Origin of the sequence: Planosporangium thailandense (assembly GCF_011947195.1) — a bacterium.
GTDB lineage: Bacteria > Actinomycetota > Actinomycetes > Mycobacteriales > Micromonosporaceae > Planosporangium > Planosporangium thailandense.
Window position 1 is genome coordinate 79175 of record NZ_JAATVY010000010.1, and the last position, 18649, is coordinate 97823.

The window sequence follows — 18649 nt, forward strand, 5'->3', positions numbered from 1 at the left end:
GGAACGTCCACTGAGGCGCGCACCTCGGTGGGTGCGCGCCTGCGGGAAGGCGCGGTGAGAGTCCGGGACATCACTCTTCTCGTACGAGCGTTCAGCGCGGGACGTGACGTGGTGGCGCAGCGTCGGTCCACGACGTGACGGCGCTGGGTCCGGCCGTCCTTGCCGACATGGTGCGCGCGCTACCCACGATCCCGCGTTCGTAACAGCGACGGATGCCGATCAGATGGATGGGCGGTGCTCCCGCGTCACCGGTTCGCGCTCGCGCGCCGACGCCCGCCGGACCCGTCGGGCCATGGCGGCCAGCGCGGCGCGGGTGGGGTAGGACTCCTGCGAGCCGTAGCCGCCGACGGCGCAGGACGAGGCCGCGACGGCGATCATCGCGGCGGCCGGTGGCGGCAGGCCGTGCAGCACCGCGACGCCGAGCGCGCCGGTGAAGGCGTCGCCGGCGCCCGTGGCGTCGACGACCGGGATGTCGTCGGGAGCGGTCACGACGCGGGTGCCGGTCGCATCGGCCACCACGCAGCCCCCGTGGGACATCCGCACGTACGCCGCGCCGACCCCGCGCTCGCGTAGCCGGGCGGCCGCGACGGCCGCGTCGTCGGCGGATCGCACGGCCACGCCGGTGAGCTGGCCGGCCTCGTCGGCGTTGGGGGTGACGTGGTCGACCAGCGGCAGCAGGTCGTCGGTCAGCCGGTCGGCCGGGGAGGGGTCGAGGACGGTCGGCACCCCCGCCTGCCGGGCGGCGGCCAGCGCCGGCCGGATCCACCCGGCCGCGACCTCGAGGTCGGCGACGAGCACCCGGGGGGCGCCGGTCTCCCGTACCGCGGCCACCAGCCGCGCGGCGCCCGGTTCGGCGGGCGCGTCGTTCGCCCCGGGTACGAGCACGATGATCTTGTCGCCGTCCGGCGGGACCACGATCGTCGACAGCGCGGTCGGGCCGGCGGCGACCTGGACGCCGGTGACGTCGACGCTGGCGGCGCGCGGGCCGGCCAGCGCCTGCCCGGCCAGGTCGTCGTCGCCGACGCAGCCGAACAGTCGGGCGTGGACCCCCAGCCGCGCGGCGAGCACCGCGACGTTGGCCGCCTTGCCACCGGAGGTACGCAGCAGGTCGGTGCCGAGGTGGGTACGGCCCGGCCGGGGCGGCTGCGGCACCCGCATCTCGAAGTCGGCGTTGATGCTGCCGACGGCGAGCACGGTACCGTCGTCGCGAGCAGCGGCTGCCATGGTCGGCTGTTACCCGCCGCCGGTCCCGGTACGCGTACGCTGCCCGCCGTCGTGGTCCTGGCCTCGCTGCTGGCCCCATGACGGGGTCACCGCCGGTTGGCTGCTGGGCGGTGCCTGTGTGCTGGGCGGTGCCTGGGTGCTCGGCGACGGCTGCGATCCGGACGGGGTAGGGGAGGACGGTTCCGGCCCGGCGCTGGCCGACGGTTCGACGCCCGGTGCCGGGCGCGAGCTGGCTGGGAGCGAGCTGGCCGGGCGCGGGCTGGCCGGGCGCGAGCTGGCCGGGAGCGTGAGCGTGGCCGACGGGGCGGGCCCGGGTACGCCGCTGCCGGCCGGTCCGCCGGTCGCCTTTTGTGGGGCTGCGTCGGCCGCTCCGACGGTACGCACGAGAAGACTCTCCTGCTGGCAACCGACCCCCGCCAGGGCGAACCCGGTGGGCGCGTGGCCGCCGTCGACGTAGGTGCCGGCCAGGGAGACCCTCGCCGCCGCTCCGGCCGCAAGGGTCCTGTCGCCCTGCAGCGTCACCGCGGTGCCGGCATGAGTCCAGCGGACGCCCGCCGCAGTGGTCAACCGTTGCCCGGCCGGCAGGGCGAAGGTCAGAGACCATCCCTCCAACGCGTCGTCGCCGGTGTTGGTCACGGTCAGCACGGCGGTGAAGGATCCGTCGCCGTGCTCGCGTGCGGCGTACCGGGTAGCGCAGCCGGAGGTGCCGTCGCCACGGGCGCTGGCACCGCTGCCGACGACAGCACCCAGTGACCAGCCGGTCGAAAAATGTACCGCGACCACTGCCGCGAGCGCCGCGGTGACGGCCGTCGCCGCGGCGGCCGACATCCGGATTCCCGGCGGTCGCGACGCCCGCCATGGCTGGCGCGGCTCCTCCGGAGAACCCGCCACGCGCCTGCCAGGACCCGCGAGGGCTCGGACGTCAAGCCGACCGGCTTCGGTGACCGCACGGAGGCGGCCGGTGGCGGACGGACCGGCCGGCGCGGCTCGCCGCGGGGTGATGCCGCCGACCGGGGCCGGACATTCCGGCTCCGGTTCGGTGCTGATCGTCCCGCCGAGCACCTTCGCGACGTGGCGGGCGGTCGGGCGATCGTCGGGTGCGTCGTCGAGGCAGCGGCGGCACAGCTCGGTGATCGCATCCGGCAGCCCGTCGATCGGCGGCAGCGGAGCCGGTATCAGGCGGTCGAGGCGGGCCAGGGCGATGTCGGTCGGCGAGCCTTCCGGCCACGGCGGGTGCCCGGTGAGGCACTCGTACAGCAGCAGGCCGAGGGCGTAGACGTCGCTGGCCGGGACGACCGGGTCGCCGCGTAGCTGTTCGGGCGCCATGTAGAGCGGCGTGCCCAGCATGATGCCACCGGTGTCGGTCTGCGCCTGGCCGATCGCCGCCGCGATGCCGAAGTCGACCACCCTGACCCCGGTCGCGGTCAGCATGACGTTGCCCGGCTTGACGTCGCGGTGCACCATGCCCCGCTCATGCGCCGCCGCCAGGCCCTCGGCGACCTGTGCGCAGACGGTCGCGGCGGTGCTCCAGCGCAGCGCGCCGTCCCGGCGCAGACGCTCCTGCAGGGTCTCGCCGTCGACGAACTCCATCACGATGTACGGGTTGCCGTTACGGAGCCCGCGGCGCGACTGGCCGAAGTCGTAGACGGCGGCCACATGCGGGTGGGTCAGCCGGGCGGCCGCGAGCGCCTCCGCCCGCGCCCGGGCGCAGGCCCGGGGGTCGGCGGCCAGGTCGGCGGCCAGCATCTTCACCGCGACGGCCCGCTCGAGGACCTGGTCGTAGCCTCGCCACACCTCGGCCATCCCGCCGGTGCCGATCCGCTCGTCCAGCCGGTAGCGGCCGTCCAGAGTCGGCAAACCTGTCACCCCCGATGCGACGATTTCCATGACCTGACTCGGACCGTGGCTGACCACCTGGCGCTCGCTTGTGATGTACCGGCGGTGGCGGCGACGCTACGGACAACCCGCGGCGATCCAGTCCATCGCCTGTTCGCTCCCGGCGAAGATCGGAAAGACCGGCTGCAGCCGCATGGTCTGCAGGACCGCGATGATGAACTGCGACGGGGCGGCCAGGCAGAGATGCCCGCCTTTCGACCTGGCCGTCTGGTGGGCGCGCACGAGAATTCCGAGCGCGGTCGAGTCGATCAACCGTACGTTCGCCAGGTCGATCACCACGTGCCGATGGCCCGCGCAGGTTTGTGTCACCACCGCGCGTAACCGGGCGGCGGTCAGGAGATCGAGGTCGCCACTCAGTTCGACGATGGCCGCGTCGCCCAGCGCTTTCACCGACGCAGACCAGGGAAGCGGTGGGACCTGTGCCGTCGCCGCTGCGTCGTCGGGCGTCGACGACTCGACCGCGGTGCACTGCGGGCAGCGATGGGGCCCGATCGCCAGGGGCGAACCGGTCCACCCGTGCCTGCTCACCAGCGTCCACACCACGTCCCAATGACGCAACCTGCTGCTGATCGCGGGAAGCCGGTGGCCGCAGCTGTCGCAGACGAGGTCGATGCCTTCGCGGTCGCGAGTCGGCAACGCGGTCATGACGCCGCCTGCGCGGGGCCCGCGACGCCGCCGGCCGGCGACTGGCGTACGGCGTTCGGCGGTACGAGCTCGACGAGGGCGCGGGCGCGTCGGTCGGCGGGGCGCATGGGGCGGTGATTCTCCTGTCCAACGAGGTACGGGCAGCGCCGGGCGGACCGGCCGGACGTCTCGCCGTCGATGACCGGACGCGGCCCGGCACCCTGGTCGGGCGGGCATGTCCGGCGGACGGCGTGACGCGTACCTGCCTGCTGCTGTTGATAGCCATGGAGAGCGGTGGACCGCGTCGGCTGCTGGACGCTCACGGGGCTACGTGATCGCCCGGAGCCGGTCTTGTCGCCACCGCGGCCGGCTGCTCCGGTCGGTCGAGGCCGGGTTCGCTCGGCAGCGTGGTTGTGAGCTGCAGAACGTGGTCCAGGCGGGCGATCTCCAGGATTCGGCGCACGCGCGGTGAAGGGTTGCGCAGGGCGAGTAGACCCCCCGACGGCCAGGTTCGGCGGTGCGCGTCGAGCAGCACGTCGATCGCGGCGGCATCGATGAACGGGCAGTCGGTGAGGTCGATGACCAGGCGACGGGGCCGCCGCGCGATCGCGCGGTCGACGACCGCGGCGAACGCACGCACCGCCGACGCCTCGAGCGGCCCGTTGACGGTCAGCTCGATGGTTGCCGACTCCGCGGACTCCACCGTCGGATCACCTGGCGACATGTGCTTCGCGCACCTCCCCCTTCGCTCGCTCCGATCCGGCTCCCAATGTCGACCAGCCGTATAGCGGCGGATCCGCGAAATCATGACGAATTCATGACAGGCCCGCCGTGACGGTCACTCGGATGTGCCCCGGGATGAGGCCCGGAAGACGGGGCCGCGATGATGGCGCCATGGCGGCCGTTCTTGTGATCGAAGATGACGACCGGATTCGACTGTCCCTGGCGCTCGCGCTCGAGGACGAGGGGTACGCGGTACGCGAAGCGCCGACCGCGGAGGAGGGGCTGATCGCGCAGCGCCGGGAACCGGCGGACACGGTCCTGGTGGACCTCATGCTGCCCGGCATCGACGGCTTCGAGTGCATCCGGGAGCTGCGCCGGGACGGCGACGTCCCGATCATCGCGATCAGCGCCCGCAGTGACACGCACGATATCGTCGCGGCGCTCGAGGCCGGCGCCGACGATTACGTGGTCAAGCCGGTCGAGGTCAAGGAGCTGTCGGCCCGGATGCGGGCGGTGCGCCGGCGGACCCGCACGGCTGCCTCGCCCGTGTCCGCGCTCGTCTTCGGGGAGTTGGAGATCCGGCCGGAGGCAGGTGAGGTGCTGAGGCACGGGGAGCCGGTAGCGGTGACGCGGACCGAGTTCCGGCTGCTGTGCGAGCTGGCCGACCACGCCGGTCGGGTGCTGTCTCGCCAGCAGTTGCTCGAGCGGGTGTGGGAGTACAGCATCGGCGACGAGCGCCTCGTCGACGTGCACGTGGGTCGGCTGCGGCAGAAGATCGAGGACAATCCGGCCGCACCGCGGCACCTGGTCACGGTGCGTGGCCTGGGCTACAAGTTGCAGCGATGAGACGACCCAGCCTTCGTACCCGGCTCATGGCGGGGTTCGCCGCCAGCGCGCTGCTGCTGTCGACCTCGGTCGCGCTGCTGTCGTACGAGCTGACCCGCCGTTCGCTGCTGGCCGAGCGGGAACGCACCGCGATCCGCGTCACCTACTTCGACGCCACCGTCGTGCAGTCGGGCTTGGCCAGCGAACGCCCCGACATCGTCGACGTCCTGCGGTCCCTCGACACCGGGGCGATCCGGCGCCCGGTCCTGCGCCGGGACGGAACGTGGTACGCCCGCAACGCCGACGCGGGCGTGACCTCGGCGGTGCCGGAGAGCCTGCGCCAGCTGGCCGAGCAGGGTCGCCCGGGCGTGCAGCGGGTACGCGTCGACGGGCACTCCGCCCTGGCCGTGGCGGTGCCGCTGGGCGGTTCCACGGTGTTCTACGAGGTGCACTCCCTGCAGGAGCTGGAGAAGACGTTCCGGACGCTGGCGCTGGTGCTGGCCCTGGTGGGCGGGGCCACCGCCGTCGCCGGAGCGGGCGCGGGCTGGTACGTCACCCGGTACGTGCTGCGGCCGCTGACCTCGGTGGCCACCGCGGCGCAGGAGATCGCGGGCGGCGACCTGACCGCCCGGCTCGACCCTGCCACCGAACCGGAGCTGGCGCGACTGGCGTCATCGTTCAACGGGATGGTCGACCAACTGTCCCGGCGCCTCGAGCGGGACCGCAGGTTCGCCGCCGACGTCAGCCACGAGCTGCGCTCGCCGCTGCAGACGCTGGCCGCCGCGGCCAGCGTGCTCGCCAAGCGGCGGGCCCAGCTCGATATGCGCAGCGCCACCGCGGTGGCGCTGGTCACCGACGAGGTGGCCCGGTTCCAGGCGCTGGTCACCGATCTGCTCGAACTCGCCCGAGGTGACCAGCCGCCCGAGCGCACGGCGGTCGACCTCGCCGATCTCGCCCGCCAGGTGTGCCGATCGCGCGGCCTGCCGGCTGACGTCGTCCGCGTTGACGGCGCGGCCGACCCGACGTGGCGGGTGGACCGGCGGCGGTTCGAGCAGGTGCTGGCCAACCTGATCGACAACGCCGACCGGCACGGCGGCGGCGCGGTCGCCGTCCGGGTCGGCCACGCCGCCGGCGTGCGCTACCTCGAGGTCGACGATGAGGGCCCTGGCGTCAGCGCGGAGGACCGGGAAGCGATCTTTTACCGGTTCTTCCGTGGGCGCCCGGCCAACGCGCGCGGCGACAGCGACGGGACCGGCCTCGGGCTGGCGCTCGTCGCCGAGCACGTCACCGCGCACGGTGGCCACGTCCTGGTCACTGACCGGCCTGGCGGAGGCGCCCGGTTCCGCGTCGAGCTTCCGGAGCGTGCGTCGTGAGCCGCCTGGCACGCACCGTGCTGGTCGCGACGCTCGCCGCCGCGGCGCTGGCCGGCTGCGGCGTTCCGGCGGAGCGGTCCGCGCGTGAGATCTCGCCTCCGCCCGGCCCGTATCAGGCGGTGGTGTCGAGCGCGCCGGCCGCCGCGCCGGGCGCCGTGTCGGAGAAGCTGTACCTGGTCAAGGGCGACAAGCTGGTCGCCGTCTCGCGTCAGGTACGTGTCCAGCCGTCCGTCGACGCCCAGGTGCGCGACCTGCTCGCCGGACCCACCGACAGCGAACGTGACGCCGGCATGACCAGCGCGCTCGCCGGCGCGAACGTCATCTCCGGGATTCACCTCGCCAGCGGCGCGGCGGTCGTCGAGATCGGCCCCGCGCTGCAGGGCGCCGGCCGCAACGACGAAGTCCTGGCGTTCGCCCAGGTCGTGTGCACGCTTGCCAGCCGCCCGGACGTCAACGGGGTCGCGTTCACCCGGGACGGGCACCGTATCGGCATCCCCCGTGCGGACGGCTCGCTGACCCAGGGTCCGCTCGCCGTGTCCGACTACGTGAGCCTGATCGCGGGCGGGTGACCCCGGTCCCGGTCCCGGTCGGGTCGGACCGGAGCGGGTGCGGGCCGGGTCAGCGGTGCGCCGCCCCGAGGGCGGTGAGGAACGTGTCGGCCCAGCGGTCGACGTCGTGCGCGCGAAGGTGGCGGCGCATGGCGCGCATCCTGCGGGCGCGCTCGGCGGGGCCGGCGTGCACCGCGTGGACGATCGTCTCCTTGAGCGCGTCGACGTCGTAGGGGTTGACCAGGTACGCCTGGGGCAGTTCGTCGGCCGCGCCGGCGAATTCGCTGAGCACGAGTGCGCCGTCGTCGGCCAGCCGGGTGGCTACGTACTCCTTGGCGACGAGGTTCATGCCGTCGCGCAGCGGTGTCACCACCATGACGTCGGCGGCCAGGTAGAGCGCGACGAGTTCGCGCCGGGGAAGGGACTGGTAGAGGTAGTGCACGGCCGGCTGGCCGACCCGGCCGTGGTCGCCGTTGATGCGCCCGACGATGCCGTTGACGCGGTCACGTAGGTCCCGGTAGTGCGCGATGCGTTCGCGGGTGGGGGTGGCGACCTGGACCAGCACCGATCCGGGGCTGCTCAGCTGGCCGCCTTCCAGCAGCTCGCCGAGGGCGAGGAGCCGGTGCTCGATGCCTTTGGTGTAGTCGAGCCGGTCCACGCCGAGCAGGACGGTGTCGGGATCGCCCAGCTCCGCGCGGATCTCCTTGGCCCGGGTCTGCACCGTCGGGTCATCGGCGAGCGCCTCGAACTCGGCCACTCCAATGGAGATGGGGAACGCTCCGACCGTGACGGTCCGGCCGTCGTACCCGACGCGGTTTCCGGCCGGCTGCAGCCCGAGGAGCCGGCGGGCCAGCCGCAGGAAGTTGCGGGCGCCGCCGGGGCGCTGGAAGCCGACCAGGTCGGCGCCGAGCAGCCCCTGCATGATCTCGGTGCGCAGCGGCATCCGCATGAACAGCTCGATCGGCGGGAACGGGATGTGCAGGAAGAAGCCGATGCGCAGGTCCGGTCGAAGCGCGCGGAGCATCCCCGGTACGAGTTGCAACTGGTAGTCGTGGACCCAAACGACCGCGCCGGGCGCCGCGAGATCGGCGGCGGCGCGGGCGAAGCGTTCGTTGACCTCCCGGTACGCCGCCCGCCAGTCCCGGCGGAACACCGACTGCTCGACCGCGTCGTGGTACAGCGGCCAGATCGTGGCGTTGGACTGGCCCTCGTAGTAGCCGGCGACCTCGTCGGCGTCGAGCGGTACGGGGTGCAGGCGCATCCCGTCCACCGTGAGCGGGTCGGGTGCGCTGCCGACGTCACCGGGCCAGCCGATCCAGGCGCCGCGCCGCTCGGCGACGACCGGCTGCAGCGCCGTCACCAGACCCCCGGGACTGGGCCGCCATCCACAGCTGCCGTCGGCATCGGTCACCCGGTCCACCGGCAGCCGGTTGGCCACCACGACCAGGTCGTACTGTTCGCCCATCCGCACTCACCCCCGCTCGTGGCGGCGGTCGGGCCGCGCGGTCTGCTCCGTACACACCTGCCGATCGGGCATGCCACCTCCGGTAACGGTCGTGTCGTCGCGCTGTTCTCCGGCCTATTCGGGCACGGCCACCGCAGCAACGCGTTCGGCGGCGGTGGGCGCGACCAGGGCCGGTTGGGGCGCGACCAGGGCCGGTTGGGGCGCGACCGCAGGCGTACGGTGCAGGGCGCCTGCCAGCTCGGCGTTCTCCAGGATCCGGCGCACCTGCGGCGATGGGCACCGAAGGGTGAGCAGACCACCCGTACGCGTGATTCGACGATGCGTGTCGACGAGCAACCAGACCGCGGAGGCGTCCGCGAAGGTGCAGTCGGTGAGGTCGATCACCAGGTGGTGCGCCCGCTGTTCGACCACGCAGTCCAGCGACACGGCCAGACCCCGTACCGCCACCGCGTCCAGCTCACCGTTCACGGTGACTTCGACCGTCGGTCCGTCACCGGATCGCGTTGTCGGCCCCCGCATCGTTATGCCCATCGGTCCCCCTTCCGGCTCTGCGCCTCTGGCCGAACACCAATCTCGATCAGGCATGTGGCAGCGGACCCTCGAAAATATGACGAATCAGTGACAGATCGTCACCGGCCTCCCGGTGGTCGGTCCGGCTCATCCGCGGGACGCGGTCGCGTCGGCGCTGCCGGCGGCGGTCCGCAGCACGTCGCGGTGGGTCAGCCAGCCGTCGACCAGGTCGCCGTCGCCGCGCTGCACCGGCAGGCCGGCGCCGCCGTGGCGGACCAGCTCGCCGAGCGCCTCTTCCAGCCCCTGACCGGAGTGCAGGATCGGCACCGTGCGGGCCAGGTCGGCGGCGGATATGGGGGCCGCGCCGCGCAGGGCCGCTTCGACGTCGACCGCCCGGACCACGCCGCGCAGCTGGCCGGCGCCATCGACGACGGGCAGGGCGGCGTACTCCGTGGCGGCGAACCGCTGGGCGAGTTGTTGCAGGTCCGCGTCGGGTGCGAGGGGCTCCGGCAGTGCGACGGCGGCCGCCGCGACCGTCAGCTCGTCGAGGCGGGCGGCCGCGCGCGGGCGTTCGATGTCGATGCCGCGGCGCAGCAGCTTGCGGGTGTAGATGGTGTCGCGGGAGATCAGCCGGGACGCGCCGGCCGCGAGGGCGATGGCGACCATCAGCGGCAGGATGATCGTGTACTCACCGGTCAGCTCGAACATCGTCACGACGGCGGTGATGGGGGCCCGGGCCGAGCCGGCGAAGACGGCGCCCATCCCGACGAGCGCGTACGCGCCGGCCGGGGCGGTGGCGTGGGGCAGCAGGTGGTGGACGGCCGTGCCGAAGGCGGCTCCGGTCATGGCGCCGATGAACAGGGACGGGCCGAACACCCCGCCGGAGCCGCCGATGCCCATGGTGAGGCTGGTGGCGAGCATCTTGGCGACCAGCAGCACGAGTAGGAACCACAGCGCGTACCGGCCGGCCACCGCCCGGCCGAGCACGGGGTAGCCGACTCCGTACATCTCCGGGACGGCGAGCAGCAGACCGCCGAGCAGCACGCCGCCGACGGCGGGGCGCAGCCACTCCGGGCCGCGCCACACCCGGTCGCAGACGTCTTCGATGACGTACAGGACGCGGCTGAACCCGACGCCGACGCCGGCCGCGAGCAGGCCCAGCAGGGCGTAGAGGCCGTACTCGCCGGGGGAGGCGACGCGGAACGGCGGCAGGACCAGGAACGGGTGGTCGCCGAGCAGCGCGCGGCCGATCACGCTCGCGGTGACCGACGACAGCACGACCGCGCCGAACGACTCGACCGCGAAGTTGGCCAGGATGAGTTCGAGGGCGAAGAAGACCCCGGCGATCGGCGTGTTGAAGGTGGCGGAGATCGCGCCAGCCGCCCCGCAGGCCACCAGCAGTCGCAGCCGCTCCTCCGGCAGCCGGACCAGTTGGCCGAGGGTGGAGCCGAGCGCGGAGCCGACCTGCACGATCGGCCCTTCCCGGCCGACTGAGCCGCCGCCGCCGATGCAGATGGCGCTGGCCAGCGACTTGACCGCGGCGACCCGGGGCCGGATGCGGCCGCCGCGCTCGGCCACCGCGTACATCACCTCGGGCACCCCGTGGCCGCGGGCCTCCCGCGCGAACAAGTGGATCAGCGGCCCGTACAGCAGGCCGGCCACGACCGGCGCGGCGACGACGAACCAGCGGCCGAGGCCGGGCAGGTGCGGGTTGGCGGTGCCGGGGGCGGCGGCGTAGTCGGCGTGGCCGGAGAACAGCCGGGTGGCGGAGACCACCAGCCACCGGAAGGCGACCGCGCCCAGGCCGGCGCCGGCACCCACAGCCACGGCGAGGACGAGCATCCCGGCCGAAGTGCCGCGTACCTGGTCCCACCAGCGCGTGGCCAGGCCGGTCGGCCGGATCGCGGACGGGGTCGACGGCGCCGTTGCGGGGTCGCGTCGCGGTCGCGGCGGGTGCGTCCGGCGGGCGCCGAGCGCGCGCCAGCGGGTCATCGGGGGGTGTGGTCGGGTGGCGGTACGGCTGCCGGTGCCGGCGGTGGACGACGGTTGCCGCTTCGCCCTGTTGATCTCGACCACTCCTTCGGTGCGCTGTCCGTCGATGTACAGGCGTGCGCCCGCGCCGGCGGGCAGCCGTACTGCACCGGACAATCATTGCATAATGCCTATGACTGGCTGGCGGCGGGAAAGGCGCGATCACCATTGATTGCGCTACCGGAAACAGTTGCCATCTGCAAATCAACGTTTGAAGCTCGCCGACGGGGTAACCCGGGGCGCATGTCTGCCATCGCATCGGAAGTGTTGATCAGCCGGCTCGCCGACTGGGGCGTGGACACGGTCTTCGGGATCCCCGGTGACGGCATCAACGGCATCATGGAGGGCCTGCGCCGCAACGCCGACCGGGTGAAGTTCGTCCTGGTCCACCACGAGGAGGCGGCCGCGTTCATGGCGACCGCGTACGCCAAGGCCACCGGCCGGATCGGGGTGTGCCTGGCCACCAGCGGCCCGGGCGGCATCCATCTGGCCAACGGCCTGTACGACGCGAAGCTCGACCACGCGCCGGTGCTCGCGATCACCGGCATGCAGGAGACGAGCGTCCTCGGCACCGGCTACCAGCAGGAGGTCCACCTCGACCGGCTCTACGAGGACGTATCGGTCTACGACCAGATGGTCGTCAACCCCGCCCAGCTCCCGGCGCTGGTCGACATCGCCATCCGCACCGCGTACGCCCGCCGCGGCGTGGCGCACCTGACGGTGCCCAACGACATCCAGGTCGCCGAGGCCGGCGAGCAGCCCTACCAGCTCGTCGCGCCGGCCAAGCCGCCGGCGACCGCGCCGGTCTACCTGCCGCCGCCGGTACGCCCCCGCGACTCCGACGTTCGGGTCGCCGCGGACGTGCTCAACGCCGGCGGCCGTACCGCGATCCTGGCCGGGATCGGCGCGCGCGGCGCGGGCCGGCTGGTCGAGCAGCTCGCCGTGGCCCTCGACGCCCCGATCATCAAGACGCTGTCCGGCAAGATGGTCGTCGGTGACGACTCGCCGTACACCACCGGCGGGATCGGCCTGCTCGGCACCGGGCCCAGCGAGGAGCTGGTCGAGGAGATCGACACGCTGGTCATGCTGGGTACGAACTTCCCGTACACCAAGCACCTGCCCGAGCCGGGCAAGGTCAAGGTCGTCCAGGTGGAGATCGAGCCGACCCGCGCCGGGCTGCGCCTGCCCACCGAGGTGCCGCTCATCGGTGACGTCGGCGCCACCCTCGAAGCCCTGTTACCGCTCGTCACGCCGCGCGCCGAACGCCCGTTGCTGGAGCGCTACCAGGCGAAGATGCGCGACTGGCGGGAGAAGATGGCCGCGCTGGAGAACCCGGAGCGCGATCCGATCGCCCCGCAGTACCTCGCCTCGCTGCTGGACCGGCTCGCCACCGACGACGCGATCCTCACCTGCGACTCCGGCACCATCGCCACCTGGGCGGCCCGGCACTGGCACATCCGTGGCGGCCGGGAGTTCTACCTGTCGGGCAACCTCGCGACGATGGCGCCGGCGCTGCCGTACGCGATCGCCGTCCAGCACGCGTACCCCGACCGTCAGGTCATCGCCTACCCCGGTGACGGCGGGTTCGCGATGCTGATGGCCGAGTTCCACACCGCGGCCCGGTACCACCTGCCGATCAAGGTGGTGATCAACAACAACAACTCGCTGGGCCAGATCCTGTGGGAGCAGATGGTGCTCGGCTACCCCGAGCACGGGGTGCGCTTCGGCAACCCGCATCCGGACTACGCCGCGTGGGCGCGCGGCTGTGGCGGTTTCGGCGTGCACGTGACCAAGGCCGGCGACCTGGAGACGGCGCTGCGGGAGGCGTTCGCCCGCCCCGGACCGGCGCTGGTCGACGTGGCGGTGGACCCGAACGAGCCGCCGATGCCGGGCAAGGTGAAGTACGAGCAGGCCAAGCACTTCGCCGAGGCGTTCCTGCGCGGCCAGCCGCACAAGGCGTCGATCGCCACCACCCTCTTCAAAGACAAGATCGCGCAGCTGAAGGAGTCCTGAGATGGGAGTCGTCGCGCTGCCCGTTCCGACCGCCCGACGCGTGGGCCAGGGGTCCCTCGTCGACGCCGCCGGCCTCGCCGCCGACCTGCGCAAGCGGATCCGTGGCGGGGTGCGCTTCGACGACGGGACCCGGGCGCTGTACGCCACCGACGCGTCGAACTACCGCCAGGTGCCCATCGGCGTGGTCGTGCCGCGCACCCTCGACGACGTGGTCGCCTGTGTGGAGACCTGCCGGGAGTACGGCGCCCCGGTGCTCTCCCGCGGCGGCGGCACCAGCCTCGCGGGGGAGTGCTGCAACGTCGCCGTCGTCATGGACTTCTCCAAGCACGTCAACGAGGTGGAGTCGATCGACGAGGAGGCCCGGACGGCGATCGTGCAGCCGGGGCTGGTCCTCGACGAGCTGAACCGGGTCACCCGCCCGCACGGCCGGCTGGTGTTCGGGCCGAAGCCGGCCACCCACAGCCACTGCACGATCGGCGGCATGATTGGTAACAACTCGTGCGGGTCGACCGCGCAGTGGTCGGGCACCACCGCCGCCAACATCGAGCGGCTGGAGATTCTCACGTACGACGGGACGCGGATGTGGGTGGGCCCGACCTCGGACGACGAGTACGCCCGGATCCTGCGCGGCGGGGGACGGCGCGCCGACATCTACCGGCGGCTGCGGGAGCTGCGCGACCGGTACGCCGACGAGATCCGCCGCCGTTTCCCGGACATCCCCCGGCGCATCTCCGGCTACAACCTGGTCGAGCTGCTCGACGAGAAGGGCTTCAACGTGGCCCGGGCGCTCGTCGGGACCGAGGCGACGTGCGTGACCGTGCTGCGCGCGGAGGTCCGGCTGCTGCCCGCGCCGGCCGCGCGGGCGCTGCTGCTGCTCGGCTTCCCCGACATCGCCTCGGCCGCCGACAAGGTGCCCGAGCTCAACAAGCACGACCCCTTCGTCCTCGAGGGCATGGACGCCAAGCTCATCCGCTACGAGAAGATGGAGGGGATGCACCCGGAGGCGCTCAAGCACTTCGTAGGGCGGGGCGCCTGGCTGATGGCCGAGTTCGGCGGTGACAGCCTGGACGAGGCGCTCGAGCGGGCCCGGGAGGTCGCCGACAAGCTCGGCCACGACGACGCGCACGTCATCACCGACGGCAAGCAGCGCGACCAGATCTGGGGCGTGCGCGAGTCCGGTCTCGGCGCGACCGCCCGCACCCCGGGCGGCGGCCCGGACACCTGGCCGGGCTGGGAGGACTCCGCCGTCGCTCCGGACCGCCTCGGCGACTATCTGCGCGACTTCAGCGATCTCCTCAACGAGTTCGGCTACGGCGCCGCCAGCCTCTACGGGCACTTCGGCCAGGGCTGCCTGCACACCTCGATCCCGTTCGACCTCGTCACCGCCGAGGGTGTACGGGACTTCCGCCGCTTCGTCGAGCGCGCCGCCCACCTGTGCGTGTCCTACGACGGGTCGCTGTCCGGCGAGCACGGCGACGGCCAGGCGCGCGGCGAACTGCTCGACATCATGTACGGCGACGAGATCGTGCGCGCGTTCGAGGAGTTCAAGGCGATCTTCGACCCGGACAACCGGATGAACCCGGGCAAGGTCGTCCACGCCAACCCGCTCGACGGCCAGCTGCGGCTCGGTGCGAACTACGCGCCCGCCGAGCCCGCCACGTACTTCGGCTACGCCGCCGACGACGGCTCGTTCTCGCGGGCCGCGCTGCGCTGCGCCGGGGTCGGGGAGTGCCGCCGCCACCACCCCGACAACGCGGTGATGTGCCCCAGCTACCAGGTGACCGGCGACGAGGAGCACTCCACGCGCGGCCGGGCGCGGCTGCTGTTCGAGATGCTGCGCGGCGAGACGATCACCGACGGCTGGCGCAGCGAGGCGGTGGCCGACGCGCTCGACCTGTGCCTGGCCTGCAAAGGGTGCAAGCGGGACTGCCCGATGGAGGTGGACATGGCCACCTACAAGGCAGAGTTCCTGTCCCACCACTACGCCGGCCGGCTGCGCCCGCGTGACCACTACACGCTCGGCTGGCTGCCGCTCGCGGCTGCCGTCGCCTCGTACGTGCCCGGGATGGCCGACGCGGTGACCCACGCGCCGGTGCTGGGCCGGCTGGCCAAGCGCCTGGCCGGCGTCGACCCGCTGCGGGACTTCCCCCGCTTCGCCCGCGCCCGGTTCGTGCCGTGGTTCACCGGGCGCAGGCCGGGCGGTACCGGCGAACGGGGGACGGTGCTGCTGTGGCCGGACACGTTCACCAACCGGTTCGATCCGGGCATCGCGGCGGCGGCCGTCGGGGTGCTGGAGGCCGCCGGGTTCCGCGTGGTCGTGCCCAACGCCCCGGTCTGCTGCGGCCTGACGTGGATCTCCACCGGGCAGCTCGGCATCGCCAAGCGGGTGCTGGGACGTACCCTCGAGGTCCTCGCGCCGTACCTGCGCGACGGCGTGCCGGTCGTCGGCCTGGAGCCCAGCTGCACGGCGGTGCTCCGCTCCGACGCGCGCGACCTCCTCGGCTACAGCGCCGACCTCGAGCGGCTGACCAAGCAGACGAGGACCCTCGCCGAGCTGCTCGTCGAACGGGCGCCCGACTTCGCGCCGACGCTGGCGGGCGGCGATGGCAGCGGCGACGCGCGGCCGAAGGCGATCGTGCAGACCCACTGCCACCAGCACGCCGTCCTGGGCTTCGACACCGAGACCGAGCTGATGAAGCGCATCGGCCTCGACGCGGAGGTGCTCGACTCCGGCTGCTGCGGGCTCGCCGGCAACTTCGGCGTCACCCCGAACCACCGGGAGGTCTCCCTCGCCTGCGCCGAGCAGGCCCTGTTGCCGGCGGTGCGCAGCGCGGACCCGGACACCCTGGTCCTCGCCGACGGGTTCTCCTGCCGCACCCAGATCGACGACGCCCGTACCGGGCGGCACGCGGTCCACCTCGCCGAGGTGGTCAACGCCGCGCTGCGCGGGGTGGCGCCGGGCGCGTACCCGGAGCGGGACGTGGCGCTGCGACCGGGGGTCCGCCATGCGCGGTGCTGACGCGCCCGTCAAGTCGGTCACCGCGGCGGCCTACCGGATCCCCACGGACCAGCCGGAGGCCGACGGCACGGCGCGCTGGGATTCCACGACCATGGTGCTCGTACGGGCGGAGGCCGACGGGCACACGGGCACCGGCTGGACGTACGGCGCCGCGGCCGGCGCCGGGCTGGTCGGCGAGGTGCTCGCCGACGTGGTCACGGGCCGGTGCGCGCTCGACGTCCCGGGCTGTTACGACGCCATGGTCCGCCGGGCGCGCAACATCGGCCGCCCAGGTGTGGCCGCGACGGCCATCTCCGCGGTCGACGCGGCGCTGTGGGATCTGAAAGCCCGGCTGTTCGGGGTACGGCTGGCCCGGCTGCTCGGCGTCGTCCACGACGCGGTCCCGGTCTACGGCAGCGGCGGGTTCACCACGTACGACTCGGCCCGGCTGGCCGAACAGCTCGGGCACTGGGTGCACGAGCTGGGCATCCCGCGCGTCAAGATCAAGATCGGTGAGTCGTGGGGCGGCGAGGTCGACCGGGACCTCGCCCGGATGCGTCAGGCCCGCGAGGTCATCGGCCCGGACGCCGACCTGTACGTGGACGCCAACGGCGGGTACACCCGCAAGCAGGCGATCCGGGTCGCCCACGCCGCGGCCGACGCCGCCCCGGCCTGGTTCGAGGAGCCCGTCTCCAGCGACGATCTCGACGGGCTGCGGGAGGTCCGCGACGCCGTCGACGCCGACGTCGCGGCGGGGGAGTACGGCTATGACCTGACCTACTTCCGCCGGATGGCTGCTGCCGGCGCGGTCGACTGCCTCCAGGCGGATGCCACCCGCTGCGGCGGGATCACCGAGTGGCAGCGGGTGGCCGCGGTCGCGGCGGCCCACGGCCTGCAGATCTCGGGACACTGCGCGCCGTTGCTGCACCTGGACGTGGCCGCGACGACGGCGAACCTGCGTCACCTGGAGTGGTTCCACGACCATGTCCGCATAGAGTCGATGCTCTTCGACGGGGCGCCGGTGCCGACCGGGGGCGCGCTGCGGCCGGACCTGTCGGTGCCGGGCAACGGCCTCACGTTCCGGCAGGCCGACGCCGAGCCCTACCGCGTCGCCTGACGCCCCCTCGCCGATCTTGGACACGTAGCGGGGTCACAGGCCCGCCACGTGTCCAAGATCGGCGGAGTCGTCGCCGCGGTCCTGCCAGCCCAGCCACCACTCGTCCTCGGGCAGTTCGCCGGCGGCGAGGGCGAACGACCGCAGGCCCTGCACCAGTACGGCGTTGCCCTGGGCCGGCATGGCCGCCACGATCCGGCTCAGGTCCTCGCGGCGCCGCCGGGTGACCTCCTCGACCAGCGCGCGGCCGGCCGGAGTCAGGGCCAGGCGTACCACCCGGCGGTCACCGGTGGCACGGGTGCGCCGGATGAGCCCCTTGCGGACCAGGCGGTCGCACATCCGGGTACCGGTGGACGGGTTGACCCGAAGTTCGGAGGCGACGTCGGCGGCCCGCTGCGGACCCCGCTCGGCCAGCACGACCAGCGTCCGGAACTGCGGGAGCGTCACCTCGACGTCGAGCCCGGCCAGGGAACGCGCCGCGAGGGCGACGATCGCGCGGCTGGCCGTCAGCAGCGCCTCCACCACCTCGGAAGCGGCCGGCGCCGCCGCGCTGTCCACCGATCTGCTCTGCATTGCGCAATTATTGCAGCGGCTACGAGATCGCGCCCGCCGATCAGGTCGTCGAGGGCCCGACCCGACCCCGCAGCGCCCGCCACAACGGCAGACCGAACCGGCGGCCCCGCCGGACCTGCCGGGCGGCGGCGACCACCTCGTCGGCGACGAGGAACGGCACGATGCCCGAGATCACCGCCGACACCAGGCAGAGGGTACAGAAGGCGTGCACCACCAGCGCCTGGACGGCCAGCAGCGCGACCGCCGTGGCCGCCATGGCCGCCGCGACCACCCCGAGCAGCAGCACCAGCCAGGGCGCGTCACGCCAGCGGCGGCTGCTTCCGGACAGCTCCAGGACGACCTCGGCGAGGTAGGCGGCGGCGCCCAGGGCGGCGTCGTGCACCGGCAGCGCCCGCGACAGCGCGGAGGTCAGGACCTGCCGGCTGCCGTCGCCGAAGAGCGGGTCCCAGACGACATCGATCAGGTGGTACTGGTACATGGCCAGATACGTCGAGACGATCGCGCCGCTCACCCCGAGCAGTACCACCGGCGCGCGCCTGGTCCACGCCGAGGGGCCGTGGACGGTCCGCCACCACCACAGCCGCAGGTCCGTCACCGGCGTCCTCCTCTCCCATGTGGACCACCAGACATTGGCGTTTCCCGCTGGTGCGAGGGGTAAACCACAGGTCGACGTTTGAATGCGTCGCTGCGGGGTTAACCGGTGGCTACGTTGATCGACCCGGGTGGGAGGAA

General features: G+C 73.1%; 15 protein-coding genes. 6 read left to right on the forward strand and 9 right to left on the reverse strand.

The window, feature by feature from the left end:
- Positions 1-219 precede the first annotated feature (219 nt).
- The 4 genes from HC031_RS16015 to HC031_RS16030 all read right to left on the reverse strand — a co-directional run bounded on the left by HC031_RS16015 (position 220) and on the right by HC031_RS16030 (position 4468).
- Positions 220-1224, reverse strand: coding sequence for a PfkB family carbohydrate kinase (locus HC031_RS16015; protein WP_167926117.1), 1005 nt, complete (start codon positions 1222-1224; stop codon positions 220-222).
- Positions 1225-1233: 9 nt separating this feature from the next.
- On the reverse strand, positions 1234-3081 hold the full coding sequence (locus HC031_RS16020) for a serine/threonine-protein kinase (protein ID WP_167926118.1): 1848 nt from the start codon (positions 3079-3081) through the stop codon (positions 1234-1236).
- 96 nt (positions 3082-3177) lie between these two features.
- Positions 3178-3765, reverse strand: a complete 588-nt coding sequence (locus tag HC031_RS16025) for an STAS domain-containing protein (protein ID WP_167926119.1) — start codon at positions 3763-3765, stop codon at positions 3178-3180.
- A gap of 298 nt (positions 3766-4063) precedes the next feature.
- Positions 4064-4468 carry an STAS domain-containing protein gene (locus HC031_RS16030; protein ID WP_167926120.1) on the reverse strand — a complete coding sequence of 135 codons (405 nt, stop codon included), beginning with the start codon at positions 4466-4468 and terminating at the stop codon, positions 4064-4066.
- Between the two features lie 170 nt (positions 4469-4638).
- On the opposite strand from HC031_RS16030, the gene HC031_RS16035 reads away from it, so the two are divergent.
- From HC031_RS16035 to HC031_RS16045, 3 genes are read left to right on the forward strand one after another with little or no spacing between them, the layout of a single operon-like run.
- Positions 4639-5313: a response regulator transcription factor gene (locus HC031_RS16035; protein ID WP_167926121.1), complete on the forward strand. Its 675-nt coding sequence runs from the start codon at positions 4639-4641 to the stop codon at positions 5311-5313.
- A complete protein-coding gene (locus HC031_RS16040; protein ID WP_167926122.1) occupies positions 5310-6665 on the forward strand; it encodes a sensor histidine kinase in 1356 nt (451 codons plus the stop codon). The genes HC031_RS16035 and HC031_RS16040 overlap by 4 nt, the downstream gene beginning before the upstream one ends.
- Positions 6662-7234, forward strand: a complete 573-nt coding sequence (locus HC031_RS16045; RefSeq protein WP_167926123.1) for a GerMN domain-containing protein — start codon at positions 6662-6664, stop codon at positions 7232-7234. The genes HC031_RS16040 and HC031_RS16045 overlap by 4 nt, the downstream gene beginning before the upstream one ends.
- A 49-nt stretch (positions 7235-7283) precedes the next feature.
- On the opposite strand, the gene HC031_RS16050 is transcribed toward HC031_RS16045, so the two are convergent.
- From HC031_RS16050 to HC031_RS16060, 3 genes are all read right to left on the reverse strand, one after another.
- Positions 7284-8678, reverse strand: coding sequence for an alpha,alpha-trehalose-phosphate synthase (UDP-forming) (locus HC031_RS16050; RefSeq protein WP_167926124.1), 1395 nt, complete (start codon positions 8676-8678; stop codon positions 7284-7286).
- Positions 8679-8792: 114 nt separating this feature from the next.
- Positions 8793-9263 (reverse strand): STAS domain-containing protein, encoded by a 471-nt coding sequence (locus HC031_RS16055; protein ID WP_338090684.1) that lies wholly within the window; start codon positions 9261-9263, stop codon positions 8793-8795.
- A gap of 72 nt (positions 9264-9335) precedes the next feature.
- Positions 9336-11336 (reverse strand): chloride channel protein, encoded by a 2001-nt coding sequence (locus HC031_RS16060; RefSeq protein ID WP_240942570.1) that lies wholly within the window; start codon positions 11334-11336, stop codon positions 9336-9338.
- Between the two features lie 126 nt (positions 11337-11462).
- On the opposite strand from HC031_RS16060, the gene HC031_RS16065 reads away from it, so the two are divergent.
- The 3 genes from HC031_RS16065 to HC031_RS16075 are packed head-to-tail and all read left to right on the forward strand — an operon-like array spanning position 11463 to position 17347.
- On the forward strand, positions 11463-13232 hold the full coding sequence (locus tag HC031_RS16065; protein WP_167926125.1) for a thiamine pyrophosphate-dependent enzyme: 1770 nt from the start codon (positions 11463-11465) through the stop codon (positions 13230-13232).
- Position 13233: 1 nt separating this feature from the next.
- Positions 13234-16251, forward strand: coding sequence for an FAD-binding and (Fe-S)-binding domain-containing protein (locus HC031_RS16070; protein ID WP_167926126.1), 3018 nt, complete (start codon positions 13234-13236; stop codon positions 16249-16251).
- Complete coding sequence (locus HC031_RS16075; RefSeq protein ID WP_167926127.1) at positions 16238-17347, forward strand: enolase C-terminal domain-like protein; 1110 nt, start codon at positions 16238-16240, stop codon at positions 17345-17347. Before HC031_RS16070 ends, HC031_RS16075 begins: the two co-directional genes overlap by 14 nt.
- A gap of 33 nt (positions 17348-17380) precedes the next feature.
- On the opposite strand, the gene HC031_RS16080 is transcribed toward HC031_RS16075, so the two are convergent.
- Both HC031_RS16080 and HC031_RS16085 read right to left on the reverse strand, forming a co-directional pair.
- The gene (locus tag HC031_RS16080) at positions 17381-17917 is read right to left on the reverse strand and encodes a MarR family winged helix-turn-helix transcriptional regulator (RefSeq protein WP_167926128.1); all 537 of its coding nucleotides are present in this window, start codon (positions 17915-17917) and stop codon (positions 17381-17383) included.
- Positions 17918-17957: 40 nt separating this feature from the next.
- Entirely contained in the window at positions 17958-18512 is a 555-nt protein-coding gene (locus HC031_RS16085) for a vitamin K epoxide reductase family protein (protein WP_167926129.1), read from the reverse strand.
- Between the last annotated feature and the right edge of the window lie 137 nt (positions 18513-18649).

What these genes read in the sequence shown, in the direction of transcription:
- HC031_RS16015 (WP_167926117.1), bottom strand. Translation starts at nt 1,224, where the DNA reads ATGGCAGCCGCTGCTCGCGACGACGGTACCGTGCTCGCCGTCGGCAGC.
- HC031_RS16025 (WP_167926119.1), bottom strand. Translation starts at nt 3,765, where the DNA reads ATGACCGCGTTGCCGACTCGCGACCGCGAAGGCATCGACCTCGTCTGC.
- HC031_RS16030 (WP_167926120.1), bottom strand. Translation starts at nt 4,468, where the DNA reads ATGTCGCCAGGTGATCCGACGGTGGAGTCCGCGGAGTCGGCAACCATC.
- HC031_RS16035 (WP_167926121.1), top strand. Translation starts at nt 4,639, where the DNA reads ATGGCGGCCGTTCTTGTGATCGAAGATGACGACCGGATTCGACTGTCC.
- HC031_RS16040 (WP_167926122.1), top strand. Translation starts at nt 5,310, where the DNA reads ATGAGACGACCCAGCCTTCGTACCCGGCTCATGGCGGGGTTCGCCGCC.
- HC031_RS16050 (WP_167926124.1), bottom strand. Translation starts at nt 8,678, where the DNA reads ATGGGCGAACAGTACGACCTGGTCGTGGTGGCCAACCGGCTGCCGGTG.
- HC031_RS16055 (WP_338090684.1), bottom strand. Translation starts at nt 9,263, where the DNA reads ATGCCTGATCGAGATTGGTGTTCGGCCAGAGGCGCAGAGCCGGAAGGG.
- HC031_RS16065 (WP_167926125.1), top strand. Translation starts at nt 11,463, where the DNA reads ATGTCTGCCATCGCATCGGAAGTGTTGATCAGCCGGCTCGCCGACTGG.
- HC031_RS16070 (WP_167926126.1), top strand. Translation starts at nt 13,234, where the DNA reads ATGGGAGTCGTCGCGCTGCCCGTTCCGACCGCCCGACGCGTGGGCCAG.
- HC031_RS16075 (WP_167926127.1), top strand. Translation starts at nt 16,238, where the DNA reads ATGCGCGGTGCTGACGCGCCCGTCAAGTCGGTCACCGCGGCGGCCTAC.
- HC031_RS16080 (WP_167926128.1), bottom strand. Translation starts at nt 17,917, where the DNA reads ATGCAGAGCAGATCGGTGGACAGCGCGGCGGCGCCGGCCGCTTCCGAG.